Origin of the sequence: Paraburkholderia sp. CI3, from assembly GCF_050436505.1 — a bacterium.
Taxonomy (GTDB): Bacteria; Pseudomonadota; Gammaproteobacteria; order Burkholderiales; family Burkholderiaceae; genus Paraburkholderia; species Paraburkholderia tuberum.
In genome coordinates, this window is record NZ_JBNDMI010000004.1 from 366,429 (window position 1) to 378,787 (window position 12,359).

The window sequence follows — 12,359 nt, forward strand, 5'->3', positions numbered from 1 at the left end:
GCCTACCGCGTCGAAACGGCCGCGCCGGTCGCAACGAAACCGAGTCGGGATTCGTACCACGCGACCATCGCGTTCAGGTCGCTCACGGCGAGCGCGATGTTATTGAGTCGCAGGCCACGAACGGGAGGGAGCATGGGATGAGCCTTGTACATGACTGAGGTTCCTACTTTGCAGGTGCGAATCGCGCGCGATCGTGAGGGATGAAGAAATCGAGAACCGGTCCAGCCGGCACGATGCCAGTAGGGTTGACCCCAGGATGGCTTTCGTAATGGTGCCGTTTGATGTGATCGAAATTGACCGATTCCGCGACGCCCGGCAACTGATAGATATCGCGCGTATAGGCGGAAAGATTGGGGTAGTCGGCGATCCGGTGCAGGTTGCACTTGAAGTGACCGACATAAACAGCGTCGAAGCGTATCAACGTCGTGAAGAGACGGATGTCCGCTTCCGTGAAGGTATCGCCAATCAGAAAGCGTTGCGTCGAGAGCCGCTCCTCGAGCCACGCCAGCGTCTCGAATAGCGGCTTGACGGCTTCCTTGTACGCGCTTTGCGTCGTTGCAAAGCCGCATTTGTAAACGCCGTTATTCAGCGTGTCGTACACGCGGTCGTTTACTTCGTCGATCTTGCGGCGCAATGGCGTTTGTCGCTTGGTGTTGCCGGGTCGGCAAATCAGAACAGCCGAGCGGTCCGATCTATTCCATCCGGCTCGATCGCAGAAAATTCGCGCGATTGAAGGTGAGCGGCACTCGCTGGTATGGCAATTTCCACAACACATTGGCGCCGGTGAGGACACCGGCGACCATGGATCATGAAGTAAGCGGAGGAAGGCGCGTCGAATGCCGACGCGACCGTCAAAGACGGCGCGCGTGCTTCGCCGATCTGACGCTCATTGCCCGCGGATGATGTTTGCGAGCCGATTGCCGCGCGTCAGCAAACATTTTGCGAACGTTGCACAATACGGCTTGGGGACACCAGCCGGAATTGGCCAGTCGTTAGCCGCCACGCCCGGCCGCCATCAAGCCGCCATTAGCCAGTCAATCATGCCAACAGCAGAGGTTGAGAGTCTGCCCAGTCAACTGCCGGGAATGCTGCCGCGATTATGGGCGTTCTCGCTGCGCCTGTGCGGCAACCAGCACGACGCCGAGGATCTCGTCCAGCGGGCCTGTGTCCGCGGACTCGAACGCGCCCATCAATTGCAGCCAGGCACTTCTCCTCTGAGCTGGATGTTTTCGATCGTTCATTCCACCTGGATCAACGAGCTGAGAGCGCGCAACGTGCGCAACCGCTCGAGCATGGAATGGGACGACGATTTTCTGCAGACCGTTGCTGATCCCGATGCGCGCACGCCGGAAGAGAACCTGCTGAATGGCGAGATCATCGCGGCCGTCAACCGTCTGCCCGAGGCACAACGGATCGTCATGCTGCTCGTGGCCGTCGAGGGCCTGAGCTACGCCGAGGCCGCCAAGGCGCTCGACGTGCCGATCGGCACGATCATGAGCCGCCTGTCCCGCGCGCGGCAGACCCTTGGGGCGCAATTCGGCAATCGTGAAGCCACGGCGGCGCGCTCATCCAGCAGCGAGCGAGCGGCGCGATGACGATCGACGACACCACCCTGTTAGCGTACGTCGACGGAGAATTGCCACCGGACGAATGCACGCATGTCGAGAGTGCGATCCGCGAGTCGGACGACGTGGCATCGCGCCTGTCGATACTGCGGGCCTCGCAATTGCCGTACGCGGAAGCGTTCAGCCAGCAGGCTTTGCCGCCGGTACCGGAGACGTTGCGCCGCAAAGTCGACGAACTGATTCGACAGCATCTGGCGGGTGCGTCGGCACAAGGCGCGGTCAATGCCGCCGACGCAATCGATACCGCGACCAGCGGTGAGTCATCGATCCCGTCCGGTGGCAATGTGCATCGGCTGAAGCCGCGCGCATCATTGCCGTGGCTGGCGGTGGCGTTCGTCGCGGGCGTGTTCTCCTGCGGCATCGCGTTCCGTCTGTTGCCGCAACTGACCGGTGGCGGCGCCATCACGACGGCATCGAATGATCCGGGCGTGTCGCCGTGGATCGCTGCGGCGGCCGGCTATCAGCAGCTTTACACACGCGACACCGTCGCCTCGTTGCAACCCGACATGCGCGCGACCGCCGCCACCGCCGCCAATATTCGTCAATACGACAATCTGGCCTTGCAGATTCCCGACCTGCGCAGTCAAGGGCTCTCGTTCAAGCGCGTGCAGCGCCTGAGATTTCGTGGCAAACCACTCGTGCAGATCGTCTACCTGCCGGAGCATGGCGGCCCCGTCGCGTTATGCGTGCTGAAAGAAGCGAAGGCCGACGCGGCGCCCGCGCGCGATCGCGTCGGCGGCATGGACGTGGTGGCGTGGCGGCGCGGCCAACTCGGTTATGCGCTGATCGGCGAGCACGGCGGCGTCGATCTCGAAGCACTCGGCAAACGCCTTTACGACGGCCAGGTGTCGACCACCATCGGCCGCACGGACGCGCATGACGATGCCCGGTCGGGCTGATCACCAGCGAGGCCATGGCTTGCTGCTGCGCTGGCTCGCGGTTTTCGGGGCGCCTATGTTACTGCTGGCGCTGTTCGTCTGGTGCGCCGGATGGTTCCCGCCGCGCCTGACTTCGCAGCGGATCGTCGATGCATTCGAAGCGACGACGACGCCGCACCCGGGCTTCCGGCGCAACCACGCGAAGGGCATCTGCATCACCGGACACTTCGACAGCAACGGCAACGGCGCGTCGGTATCGCGCGCAAGCGTGTTCGAACGCGGCAGCTACGCCGTCGTCGGGCGACTGTCGAGGCCCGGCGGCAATCCGCAACAAGACGACGGCGAAGCCCTGGTGCGCAGCTTCGCGTTGCTGATCGCGCTGCCGCGCGGCGAGCAATGGCGTCTCGCGATGAATTCGACGCCGATTTTCGCGGTGCGCACGCCGCAGGCGCTATTCGAACAGCTTCAGGCGGAAGCGCTGGATCCGCACACCGGTCAGGCGAACCCCGAAAAAATGCAGGCGTTTCTCGACGGCCATCCTGAGGCCCGCGCGTTTCTCGAATGGGTCCGCTTGCACCCGCCATCGTCCCGCTTCGACAACGAAGCCTATTTCGGTATCAGTTCGTTCCAGACTACGGATGCGCAGGGCGTGAAGCGTTTCGTGCGTTGGGAGGTGGTGCCGGACAGTCCCTGGCGTCCTGTCGAAGCCCGCGCGCAAAGCGATCCAGACTTTCTGTCGCACGCTCTGATGACGCAACTCGCGAAGGGGCCATTGCGCTGGCATCTGGTGCTGAACGTCGCGATGCCCGGCGATCCGATCGACGACTCGACGCGGCAATGGGTCGACTCACCGCAACGCGAGCGGGTCGACGTGGGGACGATCGTCATCGATCGCGCGCAGGCGCAGATCGATGGTCCCTGTCGCGACATCACGTTCAATCCGACCATCCTGCCCGATGGCATCGCGCCATCCGCCGATCCGTTGCTGGCCGCGCGGTCGTCGACGTATAGCGTATCGTTCAATCGCCGAACTCGGGAGGAGGCCGTTGCCGGATCGAATGGTCATTGAATCTCGTCTCTACCGCGAGGTTTCGGGAGCGACGCCTGAGAAAACGGCTGGCAATAGCAAGTCCTGGCCAGTGCTCCACGCTCCATCCGCGTGCTGCGTACGACCTGCGAACAACGCGCAACTACGGTTATCATAGGAATTTGATGACCAACGGGCGGTGCCCGCCCTGCGCCTTGCAGGCGAATGCTGATCGCGCTCAACCTCCTTTAAGCCTATCGTCCTATGAGACCCGACGACAGTAAATTGATCGCGTATGTCGATGGCGAACTTGACCCGTCCGAGGCGGCATCGATCGAAAAGGAAATCGCCGTTTCGCCTGAGTTGCAGGAGAGCGTCGATTTGCTGCGCGCGTCGCAGCTCCCTTATCGCGAGGCGTTTGCAACGCAGAAGCTACCGCCTTTACCGGGCGAATTGCAGCGCCGTATCGAAGCAATGGCGAGCGCCGCACGGCGCGACGAATCGAATCACGCATCCCATCAGCCGATACCCGCAAGAAAGCCGCAGGCGCGGCTGTGGCTTGCCGCGGCATTTGTCGCCGGCGCGTTTTGCGCGGGCCTCGCGATGCGGCTCGGACCTGCATGGCTGGGCGTGCCCGGCAGTGGCGGCGCGATTGTCGCGTCGAACGACGCGACGTCGTGGATCCATGCAGCGGTGGGCTATCAACGGCTCTATACACGCGATACCGTTGCCGACATCACGCCCGACCTCGGCGCGTCGGCGAAGACCGTCACGGCGATCCGGTACGTCGACGGCATTGCATTGCGTGTGCCGGATTTGCGGGAGGCGGGGCTGTCGTTCAAGGCAGTCGCGCGCCTGCGCTTCAACGACAAGCCGCTGGTCCAGATCGTCTATCTGCCCGACCACGGCGCGCCGGTTGCGCTGTGTGTGATGAAGGACGCGCGACCGGACCAGGCGATCGCGCAACAGCAGTTGAACGGCATGACCGTCGTATCGTGGCGGCAGAACGATCTTGTCTATGCGCTGATCGGCAAACCGGACTCAACCGATCTCCAGTCGATCGCACAGCGGATCTCGAACAGGAGCGTGGACGCGTTGTTCGCGCTTAACGATGCGCCTGATGCGAAGCCGAGGGATGCGCGTACATAAGCGCGGCGCGATCTGATCGCAGTGCGGGCCATTCCGCGTGACGGCGTCCGGAGTCAAGTTCTGCCGGTTTTTTGCGTGACGGGGTATGACAGGAGAGTCGTAGTGAAACGAAACGATGACCTCGCTGGTCGTTGTTTCGCTCTATTCAGTAAACGGCGAGCCGTGAGCCGTGATTCGTAATCGAGGTCATAGCCACAAACGATTGGTCGCAACCGTGGTTTTTGGATAAAGATGCCCTGCGCACGCGTTAGGACAAAATCGAAATGGAGCGGCGCTGCCTTTGGCAATTCTGCAAGTATCCGCGTTTAAGCCGTTGACGAACTCCATGCAACGGTCCCAGATAAAGAGGTGGCGTCAGATCCGCCAAACCTCTGCTCGGCGAAGAGACCAATCAACCGGTCCAGAGAAATTCTGTCTGGCCTTGTTCCTGATGTGACCGGTGTTACGACGTGACCCTCAAGCGGCACGTCGAGCCGTCGTTCAAGGGCTCTACTCGAAATTGGCCACTCAACCATGTCCACCACTGTCGTTGAGAGTTTGTCGGATCTTTTACCCGCAATGCTGCCCAGATTGTGGGCTTTCTCGTTGCGCCTGTCCGGCAATCAGCACGACGCCGAAGACCTGCTGCAACGTTCGTGCGTACGCGGACTCGAACGGGCGCATCAACTGCAGCCCGGCACGGCACCGCTCAGCTGGATGTTCTCGATCATCCATTCCACGTGGCTCAACGAATTGCGGGCACGCAGCGTACGAGGCCGGGCGAGTGTCGAGTGGGATGACGCATTGCTAGCCGTCTCCGATCCTGCCGCGCGTTCTCCCGAAGATGTGCTGCTCAGCCGTGAGATCATCGCCGCCGTCGGGCGCTTGCCCGAGGCTCAGCGCGTGGTGATGCTGCTCGTCGCGTTCGAAGGATTGAGTTACGCCGAAGCCGCGCAGGTGCTCGATGTTCCGATCGGCACGATCATGAGCCGCCTGTCGCGCGCGCGGCAAAGCATCGGCGCGCGCTTCGACAGCGGCGCGGGACCGGCCGCACGTTCGGCTCCACCTCGGGTCGAAGTCGGGCGATGACGATCGACGACGCCGACCTGCTTGCTTATGTCGATCGTACGTTGGCTCACGCGCGCGTGGCCGACATAGAGCGAGCGATGCACGAGTCCGTCGATATTGCGAATCGCGTGATATGGCTGATGGCATCGAAGTTTCCATACACTGAGATCGTTGGCCGGCAAAGCTTGCCCGCATTGCCGGTAGCGCTGCGGTTACGGATCGATCGCCTGATCGCGGCCGCCTGACGATCGATCGGCGGCGCGAGCCGGGAGATTCAGGGTGGCGGGTCGTCGAAGGTACGCAAAAAAGCCTCGCGATCCACCGACGCCGGCAGCGCGTCGGCCAGTCGCGCACGGAAGGTCGCTGCGTCCGCGCCACGCGCGGCCCGCTCGGCGATCACGTGTGCGAACGGTCCGACGTGCGATGCGAGCCGCCGCGCAGCGGCCTCGACGTGCCCGGCATCGAGCGGCATGCACGCCGCGGATGTCGATTCGATGGGCGGCGTACCGCGCTTCGATGCATCGTCCGAAGCGATCACGTGCTGCTTGAGCAGCGTATCGAACTCACGACGAGCGGCGTCGTTGGACAAATGGCGCGCAAGCCGAGCCGCCAGTGTTTGCGAGTCGGTCGCGTGCGACGCGGCGCGCCGCACGAGCAGCGAGGCAATGGGGCCGACGTGGCTGGCGAGCCGTTGCTCCAGCTGGGCCAGAAACTCGGGTGGCCAGTCTGGTCTGGCAGCCCCCGCCGCTGGCGCAAGCGCCTGGCGCAACGGCTGCGCGCGCACGACGGTATGGTCGGGATCGAGCCGCGCCATGAACGAGTCGTGCAGCGTCAACAAGGCGTTGCGCCAGCTTTGCGCGGACGCATAGCGGTCGTCTGGCCGTTTGGCGAGCGCCTTCAGCACCATGGCATCGAGTTCGGCGGGCAGGCTTGTGACATGCGTCGATGGGGGCGGCGGCATCTCGTTCATCACCTGATGCATCACGGCGGCTGGCGCGCCGCTAAACGGGCATTGCCCGCTCAGCATCTCGTACAGAACGACGCCGGCGGAAAACAGGTCGCTGCGTGCGTCGATCTCCGCGCCTGCATACTGCTCCGGCGACATGTAGCTTGGCGTGCCGATCATCATGCCGGCCTGCGTCAGGCGTCCTGTATCGAGCTGTGCGATGCCGAAGTCGGTCACCTTGCATTCGCCGCGCGGCGCGATCAGCAGGTTGGCGGGCTTGATGTCGCGATGGATCACGCCGAGTTCGTGCGCATAAGCGAGTGCATCGAGCAGTTGCGCGAACCACGTGAGCGCATCGAGCAACGGCATCATGCTGCCATCGCGGGCGTGCTGCGCGAGCCGTTGCGCGAGGTTCTCGCCGCGTACGTATTCGAGCGCGATGAACGCGACGCCTTGCGCCTCGCCATAGTCGAACACGCCGACGATGTGCGGATGCACGAGACGGCCGGCAGCGCGCGCTTCGTTGAGAAAGCGTGCGGTCAGCTCCGCACCGGATGGCTCCGCCGTGCCTTGTCCGTCGTTCAGTGACGGGGTGCGAATCGTTTTTAGTGCTACCTCGCGCTGGATATGCGGATCGGTCGCGAGATAGACCGTGCCCATCGCGCCGTGACCGAGCACCCGTTCGACCCGATAGCGGCCGATCTGTCGCGGAGTCGCGCTGGTTCGGGAAGTCATGGAGTCGTCCACGATGTGTGCGGCACGCTTACGCCTGGCGCTCTTCGATCATCTCGAACGCTGCGACGAGGCTCGTGCGCATCCGTCCGAACGACACCGCGAGCGACGCTATTTCATCGCTGCCGCCGGCCGGCAGTTCGACGTCGCCGAGTTTGCCGAGACTCACTTCGTCCGCGGCGCGCGACAACATCTGCAAACGCCGCGTGACGAGGAAGTGCACCATCGCGTTCAGCACGACGAGCACCACCGCGAATACAGCGGTCAGTGAGACCATCAGGCTGCGCCATACCGCACGGCCGCGCGCGATCGACTCCGACATCGGCACCGACACGAACTCTGCGCCGATCACGTCGTTCATGGTCCAGCCGAAACCATTGGCCGGCCCGTACTTGTCGATCATCGTGTGCGGCGCCGCGGACGGCGTGCTGTGACATTGCATGCACGCGGCGTCGGTAATGCGGCTCGGATGGGCGAGAAACAGCAACTGCTCGCCGCCCGGCGTATGACGCTGTCCGGTGGCCTGTTTCAATTCCGGATGGTCGTGCAGATGGGCGATCACTTCGCTTTCCCAGTCGCTTGGCCGGTCGCGCGGATTGGTCGGATTGAGCATCGCCGACTTGTACGAGAAGTTCGGAAACGCGCTCTGCAACGAGTTCAGCATTTCGATCGCCGAGTACGCCGGCACCGACTCGGGCACGAACGAATATTTGATCTGTGTCGCGAGCAGCGGCGTGATGTGTTGCGCCGTGTAGTTCTGCATCGCGCTGGCGGCGTTCAGAAGGACGTCCGCATCGTGACGGGTTTCGTCGAGCGCCTGCTGTTGCAACACACGATCCGCGACGAATCCGATGGCGGTCAGTCCGATCGCGAAGATCGCGATGAACACGAGATTGAACTTGATGGCGAGTGACAGCTTCATGGGCGAACCGGAGCGGATGGGTAAGCGGAACGGTAAGCGGAACCGGTCTGGATTGCGGTGCTCCGTATCACCACACGCGGTGGCGGCGGAAAGACCAGCGCACGCCAGTCCGGCAAATCGCGAATGCGCTGCACGACTGCGCGGCGAAACGCGGGATCGGTCAGGCGCGCCCGAAAGCGTGAAGAGAAACGCGTCGATGGATCCCTGCGCACCGCGAGTTCGCTGTCGAGCCAGTCCGATACGTCGTCGTAAGCGACCGGTCGGATGCTGCCCGGCGGCTCGTTGCGTGGATGGGCCGGCATCGGCAGCACACGCAACGCGTCGCGGAATGTAACCGGCATCGCGGCGACGAATGCGGGATCAGGGCCTGCTGTCACGGCAATCGTGTCGCTCGCCGCGGGATGCATGGCGAAGCGATGCGCATCGAGCTTGAGCGGCGCAACATTGCCGTGCGAAGCGCCGATGCCGAGAATGCTGGCCGCGCCGCTCTCACAGAACACTGCGTCGCGGTCTTGCGCGTGGGCGATCTGCTCATTGGCACTCCGATAATTCGTTGCTGTTGCCGCGATGACCAGCACGGTGTCGTTCGAGGGCGTGAATCGCGTGCGCGCGGTTTCGATCACAGGCGCGGCGCAATTCGCCGTGTTTGCGTCGCACGCGTGCAGCACCTTCAGCCAGCCGCCGAGCACCGCGATATGCCCGTCGCGCATCAGCATCACGCGAGTGCCATGACCCAGCGCGACGCTATTGCCCGCGTCGTCCTGGATCTGCACGCCTGCGCTCGTCGGCGTTTCGACCATATCGTCAAGCGCAAAGCGCTGCCCGACATCTGCCTGATAACGCCCCGTCTCATGAATGACGGTGGCGGGCGCATCGGCCTGCACGAGCGTCCACGCCGCATTGGCATAGGGTGCGAGCAGCAGCAAGGCGAACGGTACAGACCGCTTGAAAAGTCCGAAGATCATCCAGATGAGCCTGGTTGAGCGTTTCAATTGGCGAAGCGCGGTGAATACGGCGCGTTATATCGCGCGAGTATCAACAGAACAGCCGGCTCGCGGGTTTATTCCAGGGTTTCGATGATCACAAACTCGCCTTCGCGTGTCCCATATGGTGAGCCTGTCTCTGCGTGACGCACGCACGAAAAGATCCAGTCCACGACACAACGGAATATCTGCCCGGCTGGGCTGTTCTGATTTGCGCAGACGGCGGCGAGTGTGATCTGGAACATGAACGCAACAGTTTCGACAGACGTGGAATAGATCGCGATGCTGCGCTGTTCTGGGTGCATGGACGACGCGTCTGCAACGCGGCAAGTCGAGTGCAGGCTCGTAAGATGCATCGCCGGATTCACGAAACCCTACGGATACCAGAGGAAATCAGCGCATGGCAACGAGACAGAGCAGTCAGAAATTCATCGCGCGCAATCGGGCGCCACGCGTACAGATCGAGTACGACGTGGAACTGTACGGCGCGCAGAAAAAAGTGCAGATCCCGTTCGTGATGGGTGTGATGTCGGATCTGTCAGGCGCCAATGCCGGCGATCTTCCGCCGCTCGAAGCGCGCAAGGCGGTGGAAGTGGACGTCGATAACTTCGACAGCCGCATGCAGTCGATGAAGCCGCGGGTGAACTTCAGCGTGCCCAACACGCTGACGGGCGAAGGCAATCTGGCGGTCGATATCACCTTCGAAGGCATGGACGATTTTTCGCCCGCCGAAGTGGCGCGCAAGGTCGACTCGCTCGCGAAGCTGCTCGAGGCGCGCACGCAGCTCGCCAACCTCGGCACTTATCTCGATGGCAAGTCGGGCGCGGAGAAGCTGATCGCGCAGGCGATCAAGGATCCCGCCTTGCTGCAATCGCTGGGCGCGGCGCCGAAAGCCGCCGACACCGAACCCGCACAGGAGTGAGCGCGATCATGGAAAGCCAGAATCAGATCGAGCAAGACGTCGAGGGTGCATTGAGCGACACCGACGATTTCGCCGCGCTGCTCAACAGGGAGTTCAAGCCGAAGAACGAGCGCGCGAAGCAGGAAGTCGAATCGGCCGTGCGCACGCTCGCTGCACAGGTGCTGCAGGATTCGCACATCGTTTCGGATGACTTGACGCAAACCATCAACGCGTATGTTGCCGAGATCGACCGCAAGCTCAGCGAGCAGTTGAACCAGATCATGCACCACGCGGACTTTCAGAAGCTGGAAGGCGCATGGCGAGGGCTGCACCATCTCGTTACCAACACCGAAACGGATCCGATGCTGAAGATCCGGGTGGTGAACATATCGAAGAAGGAACTCGCAAAAAATCTCAAGCGCTTCAAGGGCGTTGCATGGGACCAGAGCCCTGTATTCAAGCGCATCTATGAAGAAGAATATGGTCAGCTGGGCGGCGAACCGTATGGCTGCCTCATCGGCGACTACTACTTCGATCACGGTCCGCAGGACGTCGAACTGCTACGCGGCATTTCGCAGGTCGCCGCCGCCGCGCATGCGCCGTTCATCTCGGCGGCGGATTCGACGTTGCTCGGCATGGAAGGCTGGAACGAGCTGGCCAATCCGCGCGATCTGTCGATGATCTTCACGACGCCGGACTACGCGGGCTGGCGTTCGCTTCGCGAAATGGACGACGCCCGCTATCTCGCGCTGACGATGCCGCGCACGCTTGCACGCCTGCCGTACGGCGCGAAGACCGACCCAGTCGACGGGTTCGACTTCGAAGAAGACACCGAAGGCGCGGATTCATCGAAGTACACATGGCAGAACGCTGCGTATGCGATGGCGGTAAACATCAACCGTTCGTTCAAGTACTACGGATGGTGCACGCGGATTCGCGGCGTCGAGTCGGGAGGAGCAGTCGACAGTCTGCCGGTGCATACCTTCCCGAGCGACGACGGTGGCGTCGACATGAAGTGCCCGACCGAGATCGCGATCACCGATCGGCGCTCGGCCGAACTCGACAAGATGGGGTTGATGCCGCTCGTGCATCGCAAGAATTCGGACATCGCGGCATTCATCGGCGCGCAATCGGTCGCGAAGCCGGAAGAGTACGACGATCCGGCCGCCACGGCGAATTCGAATCTGTCGGCACGTTTGCCATACATGTTCGCGTGCTGCCGTTTCGCGCACTACCTCAAATGCATCGTGCGCGACAAGATCGGCTCATTCAGCACGCGCGAGCAGATGGAGAGCTGGCTGTCGAACTGGGTCATGAATTATGTCGATGGCGATCCGGTGAATTCCAGCGAGGAAACCAAGGCCCGCAAGCCGCTCGCTGCCGCGCAAGTCGTCGTCGAGGACGTCGAAGGCAATCCCGGCTACTACACCTCGAAGTTCTTCCTGAAGCCGCACTACCAGCTCGAAGGACTCACCGTATCGCTGCGGCTCGTATCGCGACTGCCTTCCGCGCAGGCGGCCTGAGGCTTTCTGCTGCATCTCACCTTGCAGGTAATCGTCCGGAGCGGCAGCGTTCCGGTCCTGATCGTTCGTCGCTACGGCGAGCGCACTCTTTGACTCACAAATAGAGGTCACTATGGCATTCGACATGCACCTGAAATTCGGCTCCGGAGCGGTCACGATCCAGGGCGCTTCCAATCACTCGAAGCACAAGAACCAGGTTCCGATCATCGCGTGGTCGTGGGGCGCCAGCAATACCGGCAATCTGCACACGGGTGCGGGCTATGCATCGGGCGGCAAGGCCAACATTCAGGACATCACCGTCACGAAGTACATCGACAGTTGCTCGAACGCGTTGCTAAACGCTTGCTGCACGGGCGCGCGAGTCGACAACGCCTATCTGTACGTCACCAACGCAACGGGTCAGCAGACCGACTTCCTGACCATCGAGCTGAGCGAAGGGGTGCTGGTCACGTCGGTATCCACGGGCGGCAGCGGTGGCGACGAACGACTCACCGAGAACATCACGTTGCATTTCGGGAAGTTCAAGTACTCGTTCCAGCCGCAGGACGATGAAGGCAAGGCAAACGGCGGCACCAAGGATTTCACATTCGATATCCAGCAGGTCACCAAGCAGTAAGCAGGCGGCG

At 62.3% G+C, this 12,359-nt stretch carries 13 protein-coding genes and 1 pseudogene; 9 read left to right on the top strand and 5 right to left on the bottom strand.

From position 1 onward, the window contains the following. Window positions 1-2: 2 nt before the first annotated feature. The gene (locus tag OKW29_RS23175; RefSeq protein WP_429292749.1) at window positions 3-134 is read right to left on the bottom strand and encodes a VOC family protein; all 132 of its coding nucleotides are present in this window, start codon (window positions 132-134) and stop codon (window positions 3-5) included. A gap of 29 nt (window positions 135-163) precedes the next feature. Further along, a pseudogene (locus OKW29_RS23180) lies at window positions 164-637 on the bottom strand (glutathione S-transferase C-terminal domain-containing protein); the annotation flags it as partial. A 403-nt stretch (window positions 638-1,040) separates the two neighbouring features. Between OKW29_RS23180 and OKW29_RS23185 the strand changes: the two are divergent. The 6 genes from OKW29_RS23185 (at window position 1,041) to OKW29_RS23210 (ending at window position 5,971) form a co-directional block, all read left to right on the top strand. Beyond that, window positions 1,041-1,595 carry an RNA polymerase sigma factor gene (locus tag OKW29_RS23185; protein WP_429292750.1) on the top strand — a complete coding sequence of 185 codons (555 nt, stop codon included), beginning with the start codon at window positions 1,041-1,043 and terminating at the stop codon, window positions 1,593-1,595. After that, a complete protein-coding gene (locus tag OKW29_RS23190) occupies window positions 1,592-2,524 on the top strand; it encodes an anti-sigma factor (RefSeq protein WP_429292751.1) in 933 nt (310 codons plus the stop codon). The genes OKW29_RS23185 and OKW29_RS23190 overlap by 4 nt, the downstream gene beginning before the upstream one ends. Next, the gene (locus OKW29_RS23195) at window positions 2,508-3,572 is read left to right on the top strand and encodes a catalase family peroxidase (protein WP_429294915.1); all 1,065 of its coding nucleotides are present in this window, start codon (window positions 2,508-2,510) and stop codon (window positions 3,570-3,572) included. The genes OKW29_RS23190 and OKW29_RS23195 overlap by 17 nt, the downstream gene beginning before the upstream one ends. Window positions 3,573-3,794: 222 nt before the next feature. Further along, window positions 3,795-4,679, top strand: coding sequence for an anti-sigma factor family protein (locus OKW29_RS23200; protein ID WP_429292752.1), 885 nt, complete (start codon window positions 3,795-3,797; stop codon window positions 4,677-4,679). Window positions 4,680-5,192: 513 nt separating this feature from the next. Continuing rightward, the gene (locus OKW29_RS23205) at window positions 5,193-5,747 is read left to right on the top strand and encodes an RNA polymerase sigma factor (RefSeq protein WP_429292753.1); all 555 of its coding nucleotides are present in this window, start codon (window positions 5,193-5,195) and stop codon (window positions 5,745-5,747) included. Next, a complete protein-coding gene (locus OKW29_RS23210; protein WP_090804235.1) occupies window positions 5,744-5,971 on the top strand; it encodes a hypothetical protein in 228 nt (75 codons plus the stop codon). Before OKW29_RS23205 ends, OKW29_RS23210 begins: the two co-directional genes overlap by 4 nt. A gap of 29 nt (window positions 5,972-6,000) precedes the next feature. Here OKW29_RS23210 and OKW29_RS23215 read toward each other — a convergent pair whose 3' ends face one another. Genes OKW29_RS23215 through OKW29_RS23225 form a run of 3 tightly spaced genes read right to left on the bottom strand, consistent with a single transcriptional unit; the run spans window position 6,001 to window position 9,291 of the window. After that, window positions 6,001-7,407, bottom strand: coding sequence for a serine/threonine-protein kinase (locus tag OKW29_RS23215; RefSeq protein WP_429292754.1), 1,407 nt, complete (start codon window positions 7,405-7,407; stop codon window positions 6,001-6,003). 28 nt (window positions 7,408-7,435) lie between these two features. Then, window positions 7,436-8,326, bottom strand: coding sequence for a c-type heme family protein (locus tag OKW29_RS23220; RefSeq protein WP_184064128.1), 891 nt, complete (start codon window positions 8,324-8,326; stop codon window positions 7,436-7,438). Further along, a complete protein-coding gene (locus OKW29_RS23225) occupies window positions 8,323-9,291 on the bottom strand; it encodes a hypothetical protein (RefSeq protein WP_429292755.1) in 969 nt (322 codons plus the stop codon). The genes OKW29_RS23220 and OKW29_RS23225 overlap by 4 nt, the downstream gene beginning before the upstream one ends. Before the next feature lie 418 nt (window positions 9,292-9,709). On the opposite strand from OKW29_RS23225, the gene tssB reads away from it, so the two are divergent. The 3 genes from tssB (at window position 9,710) to OKW29_RS23240 (ending at window position 12,349) form a co-directional block, all read left to right on the top strand. Beyond that, complete coding sequence (gene tssB, locus OKW29_RS23230; protein WP_184064122.1) at window positions 9,710-10,231, top strand: type VI secretion system contractile sheath small subunit; 522 nt, start codon at window positions 9,710-9,712, stop codon at window positions 10,229-10,231. Window positions 10,232-10,239: 8 nt separating this feature from the next. Next, window positions 10,240-11,733, top strand: a complete 1,494-nt coding sequence (gene tssC, locus OKW29_RS23235; protein WP_429292756.1) for a type VI secretion system contractile sheath large subunit — start codon at window positions 10,240-10,242, stop codon at window positions 11,731-11,733. A gap of 112 nt (window positions 11,734-11,845) precedes the next feature. Beyond that, entirely contained in the window at window positions 11,846-12,349 is a 504-nt protein-coding gene (locus OKW29_RS23240) for an Hcp family type VI secretion system effector (protein WP_090804249.1), read from the top strand. Window positions 12,350-12,359 lie beyond the last annotated feature (10 nt).

Coding starts and splice junctions, on each gene's coding strand:
- OKW29_RS23205 (WP_429292753.1), top strand. CDS start 5,193: ATGTCCACCACTGTCGTTGAGAGTTTGTCGGATCTTTTACCCGCAATG.
- OKW29_RS23185 (WP_429292750.1), top strand. CDS start 1,041: ATGCCAACAGCAGAGGTTGAGAGTCTGCCCAGTCAACTGCCGGGAATG.
- tssC (WP_429292756.1), top strand. CDS start 10,240: ATGGAAAGCCAGAATCAGATCGAGCAAGACGTCGAGGGTGCATTGAGC.
- OKW29_RS23220 (WP_184064128.1), bottom strand. CDS start 8,326: ATGAAGCTGTCACTCGCCATCAAGTTCAATCTCGTGTTCATCGCGATC.
- tssB (WP_184064122.1), top strand. CDS start 9,710: ATGGCAACGAGACAGAGCAGTCAGAAATTCATCGCGCGCAATCGGGCG.
- OKW29_RS23200 (WP_429292752.1), top strand. CDS start 3,795: ATGAGACCCGACGACAGTAAATTGATCGCGTATGTCGATGGCGAACTT.
- OKW29_RS23190 (WP_429292751.1), top strand. CDS start 1,592: ATGACGATCGACGACACCACCCTGTTAGCGTACGTCGACGGAGAATTG.
- OKW29_RS23195 (WP_429294915.1), top strand. CDS start 2,508: ATGCCCGGTCGGGCTGATCACCAGCGAGGCCATGGCTTGCTGCTGCGC.
- OKW29_RS23240 (WP_090804249.1), top strand. CDS start 11,846: ATGGCATTCGACATGCACCTGAAATTCGGCTCCGGAGCGGTCACGATC.
- OKW29_RS23225 (WP_429292755.1), bottom strand. CDS start 9,291: ATGATCTTCGGACTTTTCAAGCGGTCTGTACCGTTCGCCTTGCTGCTG.
- OKW29_RS23210 (WP_090804235.1), top strand. CDS start 5,744: ATGACGATCGACGACGCCGACCTGCTTGCTTATGTCGATCGTACGTTG.
- OKW29_RS23215 (WP_429292754.1), bottom strand. CDS start 7,407: ATGACTTCCCGAACCAGCGCGACTCCGCGACAGATCGGCCGCTATCGG.
- OKW29_RS23175 (WP_429292749.1), bottom strand. CDS start 134: ATGCTCCCTCCCGTTCGTGGCCTGCGACTCAATAACATCGCGCTCGCC.